The organism is Brevibacillus daliensis (assembly GCF_021245735.1).
Lineage (GTDB): Bacteria > Bacillota > Bacilli > Brevibacillales > Brevibacillaceae > Brevibacillus_B > Brevibacillus_B daliensis.
This window is the reverse complement of the sequence record NZ_JAJISB010000020.1, coordinates 107,382-126,298: the sequence shown is the minus strand read 5'-3', so window position 1 is coordinate 126,298 and position 18,917 is coordinate 107,382. Positions and strand designations below refer to the sequence as shown.

Annotated in this window: 15 protein-coding genes and 1 riboswitch; all 15 genes read right to left on the bottom strand. The window is 43.3% G+C overall.

Features of this window, described 5'->3' with window-relative positions:
• Window positions 1-612: 612 nt before the first annotated feature.
• A complete protein-coding gene (gene pyrE, locus LM917_RS15430) occupies window positions 613-1,254 on the bottom strand; it encodes an orotate phosphoribosyltransferase (protein ID WP_255668340.1) in 642 nt (213 codons plus the stop codon).
• A 6-nt stretch (window positions 1,255-1,260) separates the two neighbouring features.
• Window positions 1,261-2,004 carry an orotidine-5'-phosphate decarboxylase gene (gene pyrF, locus LM917_RS15425; RefSeq protein WP_232698425.1) on the bottom strand — a complete coding sequence of 248 codons (744 nt, stop codon included), beginning with the start codon at window positions 2,002-2,004 and terminating at the stop codon, window positions 1,261-1,263.
• A gap of 31 nt (window positions 2,005-2,035) precedes the next feature.
• On the bottom strand, window positions 2,036-5,248 hold the full coding sequence (carB, locus tag LM917_RS15420) for a carbamoyl-phosphate synthase large subunit (protein WP_232698424.1): 3,213 nt from the start codon (window positions 5,246-5,248) through the stop codon (window positions 2,036-2,038).
• A complete protein-coding gene (locus tag LM917_RS15415) occupies window positions 5,232-6,329 on the bottom strand; it encodes a carbamoyl phosphate synthase small subunit (protein WP_232698423.1) in 1,098 nt (365 codons plus the stop codon). Before LM917_RS15415 ends, carB begins: the two co-directional genes overlap by 17 nt.
• Before the next feature lie 19 nt (window positions 6,330-6,348).
• Complete coding sequence (gene pyrC / locus LM917_RS15410) at window positions 6,349-7,632, bottom strand: dihydroorotase (protein WP_232698422.1); 1,284 nt, start codon at window positions 7,630-7,632, stop codon at window positions 6,349-6,351.
• Window positions 7,599-8,555 carry an aspartate carbamoyltransferase catalytic subunit gene (locus LM917_RS15405; RefSeq protein ID WP_232698421.1) on the bottom strand — a complete coding sequence of 319 codons (957 nt, stop codon included), beginning with the start codon at window positions 8,553-8,555 and terminating at the stop codon, window positions 7,599-7,601. The genes pyrC and LM917_RS15405 overlap by 34 nt, the downstream gene beginning before the upstream one ends.
• Window positions 8,556-8,638: 83 nt before the next feature.
• Window positions 8,639-10,003, bottom strand: coding sequence for a solute carrier family 23 protein (locus LM917_RS15400; RefSeq protein ID WP_232698420.1), 1,365 nt, complete (start codon window positions 10,001-10,003; stop codon window positions 8,639-8,641).
• Between the two features lie 185 nt (window positions 10,004-10,188).
• On the bottom strand, window positions 10,189-10,728 hold the full coding sequence (pyrR, locus tag LM917_RS15395) for a bifunctional pyr operon transcriptional regulator/uracil phosphoribosyltransferase PyrR (RefSeq protein WP_232698419.1): 540 nt from the start codon (window positions 10,726-10,728) through the stop codon (window positions 10,189-10,191).
• A gap of 271 nt (window positions 10,729-10,999) precedes the next feature.
• Complete coding sequence (locus LM917_RS15390) at window positions 11,000-11,926, bottom strand: RluA family pseudouridine synthase (protein WP_232698418.1); 927 nt, start codon at window positions 11,924-11,926, stop codon at window positions 11,000-11,002.
• A gap of 46 nt (window positions 11,927-11,972) precedes the next feature.
• Window positions 11,973-12,449 carry a signal peptidase II gene (gene lspA / locus LM917_RS15385; protein WP_232698417.1) on the bottom strand — a complete coding sequence of 159 codons (477 nt, stop codon included), beginning with the start codon at window positions 12,447-12,449 and terminating at the stop codon, window positions 11,973-11,975.
• Between the two features lie 84 nt (window positions 12,450-12,533).
• Window positions 12,534-13,196 (bottom strand): serine/threonine protein kinase, encoded by a 663-nt coding sequence (locus LM917_RS15380; RefSeq protein WP_232698416.1) that lies wholly within the window; start codon window positions 13,194-13,196, stop codon window positions 12,534-12,536.
• Between the two features lie 93 nt (window positions 13,197-13,289).
• On the bottom strand, window positions 13,290-14,723 hold the full coding sequence (locus LM917_RS15375) for a phosphoglucomutase/phosphomannomutase family protein (protein WP_232698415.1): 1,434 nt from the start codon (window positions 14,721-14,723) through the stop codon (window positions 13,290-13,292).
• A gap of 439 nt (window positions 14,724-15,162) precedes the next feature.
• Window positions 15,163-15,555: a DUF4912 domain-containing protein gene (locus LM917_RS15370; RefSeq protein WP_232698414.1), complete on the bottom strand. Its 393-nt coding sequence runs from the start codon at window positions 15,553-15,555 to the stop codon at window positions 15,163-15,165.
• A 271-nt stretch (window positions 15,556-15,826) separates the two neighbouring features.
• Window positions 15,827-17,290 carry an amino acid permease gene (locus tag LM917_RS15365; RefSeq protein ID WP_232698413.1) on the bottom strand — a complete coding sequence of 488 codons (1,464 nt, stop codon included), beginning with the start codon at window positions 17,288-17,290 and terminating at the stop codon, window positions 15,827-15,829.
• Window positions 17,291-17,409: 119 nt separating this feature from the next.
• Window positions 17,410-17,596, bottom strand: a riboswitch (Lysine riboswitch).
• 176 nt (window positions 17,597-17,772) lie between these two features.
• Complete coding sequence (locus LM917_RS15360; RefSeq protein ID WP_232698432.1) at window positions 17,773-18,891, bottom strand: DUF418 domain-containing protein; 1,119 nt, start codon at window positions 18,889-18,891, stop codon at window positions 17,773-17,775.
• Between the last annotated feature and the right edge of the window lie 26 nt (window positions 18,892-18,917).

Below are 18,917 nucleotides of genomic sequence, written 5' to 3'. Positions count from 1 at the left end.
CTAAGAAAAACTTTTAATGAAGTCCCTTCGAAGAAGATGGATACAGGTAAAAGATCGTCTCCTTCCTACGGTAGTGGAGAAAACCAGATTCTCTTTTCACACTTCGCTAAAAGTCTTCGCCCCGCTGAGGGTTAGACTGTCCGCTCCGCACTATTCATCAGGGAAGCTCAAAACGATGTCTTCACTGTAAGACTTGCTTGGTCTCGCTTCTTTTTCCTGATAAATAGTGCTCCGCTTGGCCGGGCTTCGCCAAGTCGCTCTGTGTGAAAAGAGAATCTGGTTTTTCAAGCTGTTGATTTTGATTCTGTCTTTCCACTGAAGCCGTTAGCAGAAGAAGCACAATTTTTGTCTAAACTATTTAAGGTCCTACCTAGCTACACAGCAAAGAGTGGGGAGTAAAAAGTGCAACCCATGAGACTCTGCGTAGCATCTACAACTTTTGCACTTTCCACACTCTTTGCTGTGTAGCGGACAGTCTCCGCTCCCTTGCTGGACCTTAACGAGTTCACAGACAGAAAATGTGCTTCTTCTGCCAGCCCACTACAGTAGTATTTCAAAAAGTAATCATCTATAAAAAAACCTCCGGAGCTAGGCACCGGAGGTTTTTTAACATTACTCGTTATAAAATTCTCTAGGATTTTCTTTCCAGTTAGAGAGGACTTTCTCTTGTTCAGCTGTAATCGTGCCTTTTTCTCGGGCGATTTCAAGCAACGCAGAGTAATGGGAAAGTGTGTGAAGTGGGAAGCCTGCTTCCTCAAATGTTGCTAACGCCTCTTTGAATTGATAACTGAAGATCGCAATTACTCCAAGTACAGTGCCTCCTGCTTCTTCAACTGCTTTCGCTGCTTTAAGAGAGCTACCGCCAGTAGATATCAAGTCTTCAATCACGACTACTTTTTTCCCTTGTGGAAGTTGTCCTTCAATCAGGTTTTGTCTGCCGTGACCCTTTGCTTTATCTCGAACATAGATCATAGGAAGCTCCAATTGATCTGCAACCCATGCTGCATGGGGAATACCTGCGGTTGCCGTACCAGCTACCACTTCAGCTTCAGGAAAACGCTCCTTGATAAGTTCTGCAAATGATGTAGCCAGAAACTGGCGGACAACAGGATAAGACATGGTAATTCTGTTATCACAGTAGATTGGCGACTTGATTCCAGACGTCCAGGTAAATGGTTGATCAGGGCGTAAATGAACCGCCCCTATTTCTAACAAATGTGTGGCTGCTTGTTTTGCAATTGTTTGTTGATCCATTTTCACCTATTTGCCCTCCTTCAAGATAGTAATCATGTTCGCCCAAGCCTCTGCTGGATTTGGAGCTTGCGTAATCGAACGACCAATCACGATATAATCCGCCCCTCGTTCGAATGCTTTTTCGGGTGTCGTAATCCGAGTCTGATCACCTTTACTTGATCCTAGAGTGCGAATTCCTGGTGTAACCGTGATAAATGTTGAACCAGCTACTTGTTTGATGGCAGGCACTTCAAGCGGCGAAGCAACTACTCCATCCATGCCTGCTTTTTTTGCAAGTCGGGCATAGGTGGCCACTGTCTCTTCCATACTACCTGTAATAAGAATTTGTTCATTCATGGTTTGTTGACTCGTACTTGTCAGCATCGTAACCCCAATTAAGAGTGGAGATTCTTCTCCCGCAGGTGTTCCTTGTTCCAGACCTTCACGTGCTGCTTCCATCATGGCTACTCCTCCTGCTACATGCAGATTAACCATATCAGCTCCGTGTTTTGCCAAGCTCATCATTGCGCCTTTTGCTGTATTAGGAATATCGTGCACCTTCAGATCGACGAATACCTGTAAGCCTTGTTCTTTTAAATAGGCTACGATTCCTGGACCTTCGGCATAACACAACTCCATGCCTACTTTTACATAACGAACCTGTCCATCTAATTTATTGAGACACTCGATTACTTCTGCTTTATCCTGATAGTCGAGAGCGAGGATGATTTGCTCATCCCACGCTCTCTCATTATTTACTGAATGGACCATCCACGTTCTCCCCTTATTTATCTCTTATTCCTTACCTAATTACCAGTTCTTTGCCAGTTCGCTGTGTAGGCATCGCTTCTGTGGAGAATGTTATTGTTTCAAGTACGTGCAACAATGCGCTTGCTGTATCTAGGGATGTCAGACAAACCGCTCCGTTCTCGACCGCTTCACGACGGATACGGAATCCATCTCGCTGTGGCGTTTTTCCTTTGGTTAATGTATTTAACACCAGATGAACCTGCCCTGTACGAATTTCATCTAACAGATTAGGTGTACCTTCTGACAGTTTTTGTACTCGGCTAACAGTAAGCCCTGCTTTCTCCAGGTACTCTGCTGTCCCATCAGTAGCCATCAGTTTAAAGCCCAATTGCTTGAATCGCTTGATGATTCCTAATGCCTCTTCCTTATCTTTATCAGCGATGGTAGTTAAAAGCGTTCCTTTGGTAGGAATGTTCATTCCTGCTGCAATCAAGCCTTTATACAGCGCTTTTGCCAAAGTAGATTCACGTCCCATTACTTCACCAGTTGATTTCATCTCAGGTCCGAGTGTGATATCAACACGGCGTAGTTTCGTGAAAGAGAAGACCGGAACCTTGACGGATACCATTTCTTCTTCAGGGTGATATCCTGGTGTAAAGCCTTGATCTGGTATGGAATAATTAAGAATTGCCTTTGTTGCAATGTTCGCCATTGGAATTCCTGTTACTTTAGACAGGAACGGTACGGTACGTGAACTACGAGGGTTTACCTCAATCACATACGGTTTGCCTTGGAAAATGACGAACTGGATGTTAATCAGTCCTTTGATAGTTAAGGCACGTGCCAGTTGCGTTGTCATCTCTATGATCTCAGCCTTAACTTCTTCGGATAAGGATTGTGGTGGATATACGGCAATGGAGTCACCTGAGTGGACACCCGCACGCTCGATATGCTCCATAATTCCTGGAATCAAGACGTTTTCCCCATCACAGATGGCATCCACTTCTGCTTCGATCCCTTGCATATAACGGTCAATCAGGACAGGATGATTCGGATTTACTTTAACTGCTTTTACCATGTACTCACGAAGCTCTTCTTCATTGTAGACAATCTCCATGGCGCGACCGCCCAGTACGTAGGAGGGACGTACCAACACCGGAAATCCAAGATGTTCTGCCACAACAACCGCTTCTTCAACCGAGGTTACTGTTTTACCTGGTGGTTGTGCCATATCTAATCCACGAAGCAATGCTTCGAATTTTTCTCTATTCTCTGCTGCATCAATATCGTCAAGGCTCGTTCCCAGGATTTTCACACCACGCTGGGAGAGTTTATCAGCCAGATTAATTGCTGTCTGCCCACCAAACTGTACGATAACTCCTTCTGGCTTCTCTTGGTCAATGATGTGCATGACGTCCTCAAGATAAAGCGGCTCGAAGTAGAGTCGATCTGATGTATTGAAATCCGTCGATACCGTTTCTGGATTGTTATTGATAATAATTGCTTCGTATCCAGCTTCTCTTAACGCCCATACAGCATGTACGGTTGAGTAGTCAAACTCGATACCTTGACCGATGCGGATTGGACCTGAACCTAATACGATGACGCGTTTTTTATTCGTTTCAATGAACTCATTTTCAACCTCATAGGTGGAGTAGTAATATGGCGTTTGTGCTTCAAATTCTGCTGCACATGTATCGACCATTTTGTAAACCGGCTTGATGCCCCACCCATTACGCAATTGGTAAATTTCTTCTTCCTTTTGGCTGGTTAGCTCTGCAATCTTACGGTCAGTAAATCCTAGACGCTTTGCATCAAACAGAGCTTCCTGAGTCAAACCTGCTTTTGCAAGCTCCTGTTCATAAGAAACGATATTATTAAATTTATTTAGGAAGAAAAGGTCGATCTTGGTTAGCTGATGCAAGCGAGTAATGTGATAGCCTCGACGAAGTGCCTCTGCTAGTAGGAAAAGTCTCTCGTCATCCGCCTGTACCAAGCGGTGTTCCAATTCTTCATCTGTTAGTTCTTTTGCTTCAGGAATCTCGATATGATAAGCGCCTACTTCCAGTGAACGAATTGCTTTCATCATCGATTCTTCAAAGCTTCTGCCGATCGCCATTACTTCACCCGTCGCTTTCATTTGGGTTCCCAGACGACGATTGGCAGATTGGAATTTATCAAAAGGCCAGCGTGGAATTTTGCTAACCACATAGTCAAGAGTTGGTTCAAAGCAAGCGTATGTTTGACCCGTTACCGGGTTTTTCAATTCATCTAGCGTGTAGCCAATTGCAATCTTGGCAGCCATTTTGGCAATCGGATAACCTGTCGCCTTGGAAGCAAGTGCAGAAGAGCGGCTCACACGTGGATTTACTTCAATGACGTAGTATTGAAAGCTGACTGGGTCAAGGGCATACTGTACGTTACATCCACCCTCGATACCTAATGCACGAATGATGTTAAGTGCAGAAGTACGCAGCATTTGATATTCACGATCAGATAATGTTTGGCTTGGTGCTACTACGATTGAGTCACCTGTGTGCACCCCAACCGGATCAACGTTTTCCATGTTACATACCACGATGCAGTTGTCGTTTGCATCACGCATTACTTCATATTCTACTTCCTTCATACCCGCGATGCTTTTCTCAATCAGACATTGTGTAATCGGAGAGTATTTTAAACCACTTGTTACGATTTCTCTTAGTGTTACCTCATCCTCACAAATTCCGCCACCTGTACCACCCAGTGTATAGGCTGGACGCACAATAATCGGATAGCCAATCTCATTGGCAAAATCAACAGCTTCCTCAATCGCGCTTACAATAACGGAATCTGGTACTGGTTCATTTAATTCTTGCATCAGGGACCGGAACAAGTCACGATCCTCAGCCTGTTTAATGGAAGACAACTTCGTACCTAGAAGCTTTACATTCTCTTCTTCCAACACACCTTGTTCTGCCAAGGCTACCGCCATATTAAGACCTGTCTGACCGCCTAGTGTTGGCAATAGTCCGTCTGGTTTTTCTTTACGAATGACACGTGCAACAAATTCTGGGGTAATTGGTTCAATATATACTTTATCTGCCATATTCGTATCAGTCATGATTGTGGCAGGATTGGAGTTAATCAGGATAACCTCCATGCCCTCTTCTTTTAATGCTTCACATGCTTGCGTACCTGCGTAGTCAAATTCTGCTGCCTGCCCGATTACGATTGGGCCTGAGCCAATCACCAGAATTTTTTTCAGATTATCTATTTTTGGCATACCATTTCTCCTCCTTGGACTGTTTCATCAATGCTAGAAATTGGTCGAATAAATAACCTGAATCGTACGGTCCAGGTGCCGCTTCCGGATGATACTGTACGGAAAATGCTTGCTTGGACTCGTTGGAGAGTCCTTCAATTGTTCCATCATTTAAGGCGATATGCGTTACTTCAAGATCTGTACCTGCAATAGAATCTTCTTTTACCGCATAGCCGTGGTTTTGTGAAGTGATGTACGTTCTACCTGTATGAAATTCTTTTACTGGATGGTTACCCCCACGGTGGCCAAACTTCATTTTCTCTGTATCCGCACCACTAGCTAGAGCAAAAAGCTGGTGTCCCAGGCAAATACCAAACAATGGATATTCTCCTAAAATGTCTTTAATCATATCAATTGCATACGGTACATCTTTTGGGTCTCCAGGTCCGTTTGACAACAAGATTCCATCTGGCTGTAGTCTTCTGATTTCATCCGCTGTTACGTTATGTGGCACTACCATGATGTCGCAGCCACGTTTGGATAGATCACGCATGATGCCGTGCTTGGAACCAAAGTCAACCAGCACAACTCGATCTCCATTTCCCGGACTGGAAAACATACTTTTTGTAGATACACGGGATACTTGATCAGTCATTAACGTCGTTTTATTTAGTTTCTCAATCAGATTTTCGGCTGGTTCACTACTCGTTGTAATGATGCCACGAAGCGTGCCGTGATGACGTATTTTACGAGTTAGCATGCGAGTATCTACACCTGAGATCCCAGGGATTTCGTATGATTTCAGTAAATCATCAAGTGTCTGCGTAGAACGCCAGTTGCTTGGCAGATCGCAATGCTCTCTTACGACAAAGCCATGAATAAATGGACGAACCGCTTCAAAATCATCTCGGTTAATCCCGTAATTACCGATCAGGGGATATGTCATTACCACGATTTGACCGCAATAGGACGGATCGGAAAGAACCTCCTGATAACCTGTTAGTCCTGTATTAAATACCACTTCGCCAATGGCTTCGCTCGTGGCACCCATCGCTTTTCCAACACAAACCGTACCGTCTTCTAGTATCAACCGTGCTTTCATACCTATGTCTCCCCCTTATTTAAGCTCTCTGATATACGATCTTACCCTCTACCATTGTGAGTACATTCCATCCTTTGCAAGTCCAGCCTGCAAACGGAGTGTTCTTTCCTTTACTCTCAAATTGCTCAGGATCAATTGCTCTTTCCGTTTCCAGATCAAAAACTGCCAGGTCAGCAATCTCTCCCACTGCCAGCTTGCCATATGGCAGGTTAAAAAGTTCTGCTGGTTTCGTAGCCATTTTATCTACGAGTTCAGAAAGGGTTAGCACACCTTTTTCTACCAAATGTGTATAAAGTAACGGGAATGCTGTTTCTAATCCAACAATTCCGAATGGTGCACGTGCTAATTCTTTTGCCTTTTCTTCTTCTGTATGTGGAGCGTGGTCGGTTGCGATAATATCGATGCTTCCGCTTTTCAGTCCTTCGATGAGCGCTTCACGATCAGCTTTTGAACGGAGCGGCGGATTCATTTTCCAGTTTGCATCTAAGCTGTCAGGAATGTCCTCGTCGCAAAGTAGCAGATGATGGGGCGTAACTTCAGCCGATACATTCACCCCTGCACGCTTACCGTCCCTTACCAGACGAACAGATTCTTTTGCGCTGATATGACATACGTGGTAGTGAACCCCTGTCGCTTCTGCCAACAAAATATCTCTACCTACATGAATGGATTCAGATTCAGACGGAATTCCTGGCAATCCATGTTTGGCAGCTTTGACACCATCGTGCAGTGCTGCACCAGGTGGCAATAGATCGTTCTCTTCACAGTGGGCTACGATTGAGATGTCCAGTTCCTTCGCTCTCTTCATTGCCTCTTTCATCATGCCTGCTCCTTGCACGCCAACACCGTCATCTGTCAGAGCAAATGCCCCTGCTTCCTTCAGAGCTGCAAAATCAGTTAGTTCTCTTCCCAATTCTCTTACTGTGATCGAAGCATAAGGCAATACTCTTGCAAGCCCTGCTTCCTTCGCTTTATCAACTACAAACGTTACTGTTTCAGGTGTATCAATGACTGGGCGCGTGTTAGGCATGCAGGATACCGTCGTGTAACCACCTGCCACAGCTGCCTTTGCCCCTGTTTCAATCGTTTCTTTTGCCTCGAAACCAGGCTCGCGAAAATGAACATGGACATCGATCAATCCTGGAGCAACCAGTTTACCTGCTAGTTCAATCTCTTCGTGCCCCGCATCATTTTTTATCGTTACATCTATCGTTGTGATTTTGCCATCTATGATTAGTAGGTCTTTGCTTTCTAGCTCACCTTGTTCGTTTAGCAATTTGCCATTTTTAAGGATGGTTCCCATTGATTAGCTCCCCCTATCATCTCACCTGTCATGACTCCCTCAAGCACTGCCATACGAACCGCTACTCCATTCGCTACTTGTGGGAAGATGACAGATTGCTTCGACTCTACTAGTTTTCCGTCTATTTCAACCCCTCGGTTAAAAGGAGCTGGATGCATGATAATTGCATTCTTCTTCATCATCGTTGCTCTTTCTAAGGTGAGTCCAAACTGTTTGTGATACTCTTCTCTTGATGGGAAAAGCATGCCGGAGTGTCGCTCTAGCTGAACACGAAGCATCATGACTACATCCGCAGTGGTAATTGCCTCATCCATCTCAACCATGTGTACTCCATTTGGTAAGGTATCCTTTTCACACATAAATGTGGCTGGTCCTGCAATCATTATTTCTGCGCCCATTTTTGGTAATGCATGCAAATGTGAGCTGCATACTCGACTGTGGCGCAAATCACCGATAATCGCTACTTTTAATCCTTGTAGTCCACCAAACTGTTGCTGCATTGTCAGCATATCCAAAAGACATTGCGTCGGATGTTCCATTGTCCCTTCCCCTGCGTTTACCAGATTCATCTGCAGATTTTTTTGCGCTATAAGCTCTTTAAACAATCCATCATAACCTGTACGAATAACCGCAGTTTCTACTCCCATCGATTCAAGCGTCCGCAATGTATCATAGATGGTTTCGCCTTTTTTTGTGGATGAGTCCGTCTCACTGAAATTCAGAACATGAGCACCTAACCGTTTCTCTGCCACTTCGAACGAAAAACGAGTGCGTGTACTTGCTTCAAAAAACAGATTTGCGATGAATCTACCGTAGAGCAGATCGCTTTGTTTCTTTGGATGTTCTGCCCAGTATTGAGCGCCCCCTAGAATGGCTTCCATCTGTTTTTTATTCAAGTCCTTTGTACCCAGTAAATGTTTCATAGAGATCAACTCCTCCTATTTTCATCAAAGAATGTACGCATCCTAGCCTGCTGTTTCTCTTCTCGGAAGAAAAAGTGGTCAGCCTAGGCTACCACTTCTTCACATTCCTTGCCTACCTCACCCTTGGCTGATTCCTTGCCAGGTAGGATGGCGTGCAAGAAGATACCGATAAACGTTGAGAATGCTACGTTATCAATCGTCAAGTTAGAAAGGAAACCTTGCCAGAAGCTCACGTCTTGGAAGCTAATTTTGTACCCGCCAATCCCTGTAACCAGGATTGCCGCGGCAATGATCATGTTGCGTTTGTTAGAGAAGTCTACTTTGTTTTCTACATACATGCGGAAACCTTGGGATGCAATAATTCCAAAGAGTACAATCGATACACCACCAAGGACCGGTGTTGGGATTGACATCAAGAAGGCACTTACTTTGCCGAAGAAGCTGAACACGATGGCAAACACCGCTGCTAGTGCGATTACGTTACGGCTGTATACCCGTGTGATTGCCAGAACACCCATGTTTTCTCCATACGTTGTAACTGGGGGCCCACCGATGAAAGCTGCTACTGAAGTGGCTATCCCGTCACCTAACAAACTGCGGTGCAAACCAGGATCTTTCATCAAGTCACGGTTCATAATTTTTCCTGTTACCAGTAAGTGTCCCAAGTGCTCAGTTAGTGAAACAAAAGCAATTGGAGCGATGATTAACGCTGAGAGCCAAGCGCTTGGGTCCATCATTGCTGAGGTAACTAGTCCTACATGTAAATGATTCGTAAACATTTCTTGGAAACCGATGATAAATGGTGCATCTGCAATAGATGCCCAGTTAATCAAATCAGGGAAACGAAGTGCTGTATATCCATAACCCACTACAATTCCGATTAGGATTGGAATAAGAGCGAAGAATCCGCGAAGCATAACTGCTGCCAAAACTGTTACCAACAAGGTCACTAACGAGATTTCAATGGAAGTAAGGGAGATTACCTTTGCACCATCAACCGTAACTTGGGAAGCCATTTCAACTGCTACTCCTGCTAAGCTTAAGCCAATTACGACGATAATGGATGCTATCACAACCGGTGGAAGTAAGCGATCTAACCAACCTACTCCAAATTTCTTAACCAATGCAGCTACAGCTACGTAAACCAGACCGGAGAGGAAACAGCCAAGCAGTGCAACTCCTTGTCCATAAGCTGCTGTTACTGTGATGATCGGGCCAATAAAGGCGAAAGATGAACCTAGATAGTTAGGTATTTTCCCTTTTGTGATGAACATGAAAATAAGAGTTCCAAGTCCGCTTGCGATAAGGGCAGCAGCTATATCAAGACCTGTAAGAATTGGTACTAAAACTGTTGAGCCAAACATGGCGAATAAGTGCTGAAGACTAAGAGGGAGTAATCGTCCTAACTCCGGTGTCTCGTGTACATCAATGAAATCTTTTTGCTTCATCTTTTTCCCTGCTTTCTTTTCCGTTTTCAATATAATTTTTGATGCTGATTTAGCCTAATGAAACAAAAAACCTCTTTGTGAGTACACAAAGAGGTAGTTCTTTTCCGATAGCGCACGCATGCACTTTGAAAAAGAGAACGTTCCCCTTGCTAACCTCACGGGATTAGCCTTAAAGAGGCAATATGTTATTCATCCTTCTGTAAGATGGACACTTGATCAATTCCATCTACTTCACTGAGCTCTACCGCAACAATTTCACTCTTGGCGGTTGGTAGATTCTTGCCCACGTAATCGGGTCTGATCGGCAACTCTCGGTGGCCTCGATCAACAACGACTGCTAGCTGAATCAATTTTGGTCTTCCTTGGTCAACCAGTGCATCGAGAGCAGCGCGAACCGTACGACCGGTATAAAGAACATCGTCTACCAGGATGACCGTTTTACCAGTAATCTCAGGCAGAATGGAACCATGCACGATGGCATCTGTCGACTTGTGAGTCAGATCATCCCGATATAAGGTAATGTCCAATTCTCCATTAGGGATTCTCACATTCTCAATCTGTTCGATACGTTTTACCAAACGTTCTGCAAGGTAAATCCCACGTGTTTTGATTCCGATGATTACGCAATCCTCCACACCTTTATTTCGCTCAATAATCTCATGTGCAATTCGCGTTAACGCTCGTCTGATCGCTGCGTCATCCATCATAATGTTTTTTTCCTGCATGAGTGGCTCTCTCCTTTCTCGCTCTGTCTAGACTGATTGGAACCTAAGCCCCCCTGACTTAAGACGAAAAAAGCTTCTTGTCAGGTTGACAAGAAGCTTCGTGCGCACAGAAAAATAGAGAATGGTCTCTTCTCATAGTTCTTCTGTTATTCACCGTAGTCCTTGCCAGCCTCACGGGACTGGATTTAAAGGTTTCCTTTAGTATCTGTTAGAGATTATGACATAGCTATTTAAAAATGTCAACCTGTCAATGCCTTACTCGACTGTATAACTATTGATGACGTAAAAATTGAATGGCATCCTCTAGCTCTTTCGGCATTGGAGCCTCGAATTCCATATACTCCCCTGTTCGTGGATGGGTAAACCCAAGTAACTTCGCATGAAGAGCTTGTCCATCCAATTCCAGTGTGTTTTTCGGACCATATTTCGGATCGCCAGCAAGTGGATATCCAATATATTTCATGTGTACCCTGATCTGATGCGTACGTCCTGTTTCCAATTTCAATTCAACTAAAGTAAAATCCTTAAAACGCTCCATCACAATAAAATGAGTGACGGCAGGCTTACTATTTTCAAATACAACAGCCATCTGCTGACGATTTTTCGGATCGCGTCCAATTGGAGCATCAATCGTACCCATTTCATGGGGAATTTCCTCATGTACCAAAGCAACATATTTACGGTTTACCGTGTGTTCCTTCAATTGAGCAGCAAGACCAGCATGTGCCTTATCGTTTTTAGCAATCATCAAAAGTCCTGACGTATCCTTATCAATACGATGCACAATTCCTGGACGCATGACTCCGTTGATTCCAGAAAGATCCTTGCAGTGTGCAAGAAGCCCGTTTACGAGGGTTCCACTGTAATGACCTGGAGCTGGATGTACGACTAAACCTCGCTGTTTATTCACTACGACTACATCAGAGTCTTCATAGACGATATCGAGATCCATCTCTTCTGGTAAAATCGTCATCTCTTTTAGTGGAGGTACGCGCAAGCTGATCTCATCATCCTCTTGCACTTTATAATTGTTTTTCACTGGAGTTTCATTTACGGTAACTCGTCCCTCTTTTACCCATGCCTGGATCTGGGATCTCGACCATTCTTGCTCCTTACAAACAATAAATTTATCGATGCGTTCTCCTGCATCCGTTTTCTCTACGGTCCAATCGTATCGTTCAAAGGTTTGTTCTGTCATTTGATTAGTATACTCCTAGTAATCGATTCTGTTTCTAGTATGATTCTTACTTATCTGTCGCATCCGTCGCATGTGCTGACTTCCGTGAATCAAGCAAGATATCTATAAGCATAATGCCTACCCCTACCGTAATCGCCATATCAGCTACATTAAAGATTGGGAAATTAATAATAACGGCATGTAAAAAATCTACTACTTCACCACTGATAAGGCGATCAATAAAGTTCCCGATTGCCCCACCCAATATGAATGATAAAGCGAGAGAGAGACGCAGGTTTCCTTTTCCGTGCTTGAATAAGGTATATACAATTCCCACAACGACTACAAGTGTAATAATGATAAAAAATAAGCGTCGATCTTCCAACATTCCAAAAGCTGCTCCGCGATTACGATGCGAAGTCAAATGAAATACATTCTCCCATAATGGGATTGACTCTCCCAATTCCATATATTTCACCACGAGATGCTTCGTCCACTGGTCCAAAGCAACCACCGCGAGTGCGATTATGTAGAATATATACATAACGGCCTCCTCTTGCATAATGGTTTAAGTAACATCGCAAATTGTACCACAGGCAAAATCACTTGAGCAACCGCGTTCCCTTATCTATGGTTGTCTCATTTTACTTTTTTGAAACCGTCTTTTGGTCTTTCGATAGAATCGATACCCTTTTCGTACGACTTCTAGCATCCATAAAGGCACCTTATAATGACGGTCCTTAAAAAATGGCATATAGATTTTATAATATGCCTTGCGTAAATCTTCCCACTTCTGGTCATTCCCAGGTAGGTTATAAGCTGCTACATCAATAATAAAAGCATGTCCTTGATACATTAATACATTCTTACCGTGAACATCCTGTGGGAATAGTCCTTTTGCTCTAGCTTCTTCCAAGGCCGTATCTACTTCGGAAATGACGGATTCAGGAATGGGAACCCCATGCCGAACACAGTCAAAAAGTGAGATACCTCGCATCCTTTTAATAATCAGATAATTTTCTCCACTACCATAGCAAATCGGAAAATAAGAAGATTCTCCCAACTTCCTGTACACTTCTCGCTCCTCTTTTAACCCCGGTCTACCTGGAGCGTATACTTTCACTACCACATCAGGGTAATCAGGATGAGATAGTACACCTGCATAGTTACCAGTCCCGACAACTTCCCACGGAGGCGGAGTATAAACAACTTGCACAGGGTCATCAGGAGAAGCCGATTCCAGTACAAGCTCTTTTACTAAATACTCAATTTGTTCCTTCTCCAGTTTCATTGTTACCCTCTTTTCGCTTTCGCGTCTCCTTCTATTGTAACACTCTTCGTAAATAGAGAGGACCCATACTGATTAATCATATACGATTACCTTTCACCCATCCTCACCTTCTTCAATCCAATCCCGCACAGCTTCCAATACTTTATCCAACTCTTCCTGTCCATTTGCTTCACAGTAGATTCGTATTAATGGCTCCGTACCGGATGGTCTGATTAAGATCCAATCTCCATCCTCTAATACTATTTTCCATCCATCTATTCGACCAATGGAGGTAACAGTGTACCCTGCTACTTGATGCAGGGGATGCTTTTCCATGTACTGCAAGAATCGCTTCTTATTTTTTACTTTCATATCTAATCTGGCTGAAAAAAGCTGTCCAAACTGACTATAAATTTCATTTAATATCTGATCTATCTTTTTGCCTTCATACGCGCACATCTCGGTGAGAAGTAGATTTATTAGAATACCATCTTTTTCGGGGATATGTCCAAGGATACTCGCCCCTCCGCTCTCTTCTCCGCCAATTAGAACATTTCCCTTTTCCATTTCAGCTCCAATATATTTGAATCCAACTGGCGTTTCAATCAGCTCTAAACCGTATGCTTGTGCAATTCGATCCAGCAGATGAGTCGTAGCAACTGTTCTGACGATTTTCCCGCGGAGCTGTCTATTTTTCAGAAGATGATACGTTAGCATAACAAGAACTTCATTAGGCGAAATATATCGCCCATCACTGTCCACTACACCGAATCGGTCTGCATCACCATCATTGGCCAACCCTAAGGCTGCTCCTTCTTCCACAACACGACTCTGAAGTAATGATAAGTGTTTTTTCGTAGGATCAGGCATGCTTCCACCAAATAACGGATCATTCTCCGTCCGAATGCTGGTTACTTTTACTCCTGCCTCTTGCAAGATAGGACCCATATACCCACTCCCAGCTCCATGCATGGCATCAACTACTACAGCAAGACCTGCTTGCTTGATGGTTTCAAGTTGAATTAGCCTCCTGATATGTGCTTCATAATGTGGCTTTAACAGAATAGGCTTGTATAGCTTCAATGCTTTTGCTTTTTTAATTTGCATGGTGTCAACCTGTTTGGTGTCTATTTGAATTTGTGAAATAAGCTCCTCTAATCTTGAGGTAATGCTTGCAGATGCTGGACCTGCATACTCGGGAATATATTTAATCCCGTTGTATTCAGGAGGATTATGACTTGCCGTTAACATAATGGCGCCACTAACACCGAAATGCTTCACTCCAAAAGCAACAATCGGTGTAGGCGTTGCGTCATTCACCAGGAAGGTAAGAATGCCATGCGCTGTTAACACTTTTCCTACTTCCTCTGCGAACGAACGTCCCATAAACCTCCTATCATAACCAACAATCACACCACGTTCCTTAAGCCCGTTTTCTTCCGTATAAAGAGCAATCGCTTTCGTAACAACCCTGACATTTTCCATCGTAAATTGATCTGCGAAAATTGCCCGCCAACCATCCGTTCCAAATGCAATCTTTCCACTCATACTATCCCTCCTGTAGCCACAAATAGAGTTTTACAGCCAGTTTCTCCTTTTAACTTATATGAGAGCTACTGAAAAGTATGAGGATTTTCCCCTTAGGGTTATCATGAAAAAAGATCATTCTCTACCTACCATATGTGGGTAAAACCAGCTTCTCTTTTCACCCATCGCTAAAAGTCTTCGCCCTGCAAGGGGTTGAACTGTCCGCTCCACATTATTCATCGGGGAAGCTCAAAACGATGCATTCACTGTAAGTTGCTCTCGTTTCGCTTCTTTTTCCCGATGAATAATGCTCCGCTAAGCTGGGCTTCGCCAAGTCGCTCTGTGTGAAAAGAGAACCTGGTTTTTCGGGCAGTTGGTTCTCTTTGTTACCTAAAACCCGTTCGCAGAAGAAGCACTAAAGTAAGCAACATAAACAACATCTAATACAGTAAAACCCCCATCAATGATGATGGGGGTGTGGTAACTGTTGAGAGGATGAAAATATTGCACGGCTAACTTGTACCCAATCAGAACGAAGAATGGGACAAAATTGACCAGAAAAATACAGCCCGAATTCTACCAGATATATGTGATCTTCTTGCAGATTGGATAAATAGCATGAATTTCCTTGTTCTTGGAAGATGATATCCCTGTATTCACTACCATGATCATCTCTATCTTTCTTCTGATAAAGGCGAATTCCTTTTTGTACTTTTGATTCATCTTGTTGTATATACCCCGCAATCATTTGTAAGCGATGCCGAGAAAGATTCCAATATACATAGATTGCACTTGGAGCTAAAGGAAGTATCGTAATAGAGTGATCCCTCAATTGTTTCGTTATCTCTTTCATGAAGGTTGAACTCCTTTCCCTATCAAGTACATTCAGTATAAGGTAATCAATTTGGAAAACCTGTCGAAAGGTGCATACATCTTATCACTTCTTTTGTCGATAATCGAAGTCCTGACGAAGAAGCTGGTCCTTCCTTAGCGGATGTTTTTCATGCGTATCAGGATGTGATCCTTCGATGTTTATACTTTCTGATACCGTTATAGAAAAAGCCACTCCGATCAGGTCCAACGACCTTCCAATATCAGAGTGGCTTTCATCCATATGCTATCTATTATTTTTTCACTGGAAACTGACATTCCTCAAGCTTCACGACTTTTGTCTTTTTCGCAAGTTTATAACCAAGCCATAGTATTAAGAAAAGCGGGATTCCAATATAGGAAACCATTACGCTATTCCAGTCAATTTGACCACCAAGCAATGCCTGATAGTTTTGACCCAGAATAACAATGATACATAGCGCAAAAGCAAACAGTGGACCAAACGGGAACCATTTTGCTTTAAATGGCAGGTCTTTCAAATCTCTTCCTTGCGCAACATAGGCACGACGGAAACGATAATGGCTAATTGCAATACCTAACCAGGCAATGAAGCCTGACATACCAGAAGCGTTTAATAACCAAGTGTAAACCGCACCATCTCCAAACATGGAAGCAAAGAAAGCAACCATCCCTACAGATGCTGTTAGGATTAAGCAGTAAATCGGGATACCACGTTTGTTTAGTTTGGTGAAGAATTTTGGTGCTTTCCCTTCCTTCGCCAAAGCCCACAACATGCGTGTAGAAGCGTACATGCCAGAGTTACCAGCAGAAAGTACGGCTGATAAGATGACAGCATTCATTACAGATGCAGCAAAAGCAAGGCCCGCTTTTTCAAATACCATCGTGAATGGACTCATGGCGATATTCTCGATATCACCGCCAACCAGATTAGGGCTGGTATAAGGGATTAATAAACCAATTACGAAAATCGCTAGGATATAGAACAAAATGATACGCCAGAACACTTGTTTAATTGCTCTCGGTATATTTTTCTCTGGCTCATCACTCTCACCAGCGGCAACCCCAATCAATTCCGTACCTTGGAAAGAGAATCCGGCGATCATGAATACACCGAGCATCGCCATAAAACCACCGTTAAATGGTGCATTATCTACAGTAAAGTTATCGAAGCCTACTGCTTCTCCACCCATAATTCCAAAAATCATCAATAGACCAACTACGAGGAAAATAATGACGGTTGCTACCTTAATCATGGAGAACCAATATTCCGATTCACCAAAACCTCGTACAGACAAATAGTTGATTCCAAACATAATCAAGAGGAACAGACCGCTCCAGATCATGGAGTTGCTGTCTGGGAACCAGAATTTCATCAGAAGCGTTGCCGCAGATAACTCGGCAGCAATTGTAATAGCCCAGTTATACCAATAGTTCCAACCAAGAGCAAAGCCTAACGCTGGATCTACAAACTTTGTTGCGTACGTACTGAACGAGCCTGATTCAGGCATATAAGCAGCCATCTCACCCAAACTGGTCATTAAGAAGTAAACCATGATACCAATAGCTGCATAAGCAACGATTGCACCACCTGGACCTGCTTGAGAGATAGCTCCACCACTTGCTAAAAATAATCCTGTACCAATGGAGCCCCCAAGAGCAATCATCATTAAATGACGTGCTTTGAGACCACGTTGTAGTTGCGGTTCTGTGTTATTCGCTGTTGAATTCGTTGACATGTAAAAACTCCCCCTTTTTGTCGATTCATGCTAGTCGTACAAGGAAGGTGGGGAAAAATAAAAAAATCCGGCAGCATCAATCATGTGGTCGGATTTATCAGTACCCACATCATACCTTCCATGAAGATAGCGCAACACGTTTATCGGTAAATAAACGTGACAGTTCTGTCCCTTTCGGTAACAGCCCCAGCCTACGCATGCAGAGTCATATCGTAAGCTTCGGCGGTCTTTCCTTTCTGATAGAGTCTCTGACACCTCTAAGTCTCGTCTACCATACTCTTAAAAACCGCGACCTCTACCTCACCAGATAAGATGAGGATTTGCATATTCAATTGCTTGATAAGTTGAATTGTAACGGATAATACTTGATTGTTCAACCTTTTCTTAGATAAAAAGAAAAAACACCAGAATTTACATCCTGATGTTTCATGATAATTGGATGTGACTGCTTGCGGTCCAACAAAACGGTCATGACCGTTTTGTTACCGTGGTCTTTTCTCCAAGTGACGTAACGGCTGAATGGTGCCATAAGTGCCACAGCGCCATAACCATTCCATTGGTCCAAATGCATATCGAGCTAACCACCAACGGCTAAACAAGATTTGTAACATATACATGGTAAAACAGTATATAGTTCCTACCCACAACGGGATACTCGCCGTATTAGGAATCAAGAACGAAAACAGGAGGAGACTGAAAAATGTCTGTCCCAAATAATTGCTTAATGCCATGCGACCAACAAAAGTGAACCCTTCCAATCTCTTTCTCCAGGCTTGCTTCTGATACAGTAACATCAACGTACATACATAAAAAACGGAAAGGGTTTTTCCTGTTAGATGAATATATCCGTATATTTGCTCGGAAACATATACATCAGCATTAACATAGTAGATAAACATGGGTACAGCCAGCATTGCACTAAGGCCCAAACTGATGAACTGGATGATCCTGATTTTTCCCACCAATTCTGGGACGCGTCTAAACCATTCTTTTTTACCAGCATATAAGCCAAGTAAAAAGAGACCGAGCACCTCGGGTTGATATAGAATACTGTTCCAAATGAGCAAACTGCCAATCAGCTTGATTCGTTCTGCTACAACCGCAGAATAATCGAGTAATCCATTGAATGGAGCTGGTTGCAAAGAAATCTGACCAGTCGGTAAGTCTACACTTGATACAGAAAGCATTAAGAGAGCAAATGATGTTATTAGCCCAATCGACCATATGAGTATCGTCCGCGGATTGCGTTTATAAAACAATAACAGCCAGAATCCTGTCAAGGCATACAGGTGCAGGATATCACCATACCAGAGTAGAACCAGGTGCAGAACACCAAACAGGAGAAGAATGAGCAGACGTCGTACGAACAACGAGTACATCCTTTTCCCTTTCTCTTCTGCCTTTTTCATAAAGAGGTAGAATCCCAACCCGAACAAAAAGGCGAAAATGGAGTAGAACTTAGTTTGAATCAGAAGATCATAGAGAAATCGAACGGTCGCATCTACTCCTGCCGTATAACCAATAGGTTTAATATCTGCCATACCCATTATGGTAGGAAAATTAACGAGAAAAATCCCAAAAATAGCAAATCCCCGAATCATATCAAGGGAATGAATCCTCTCTTGTG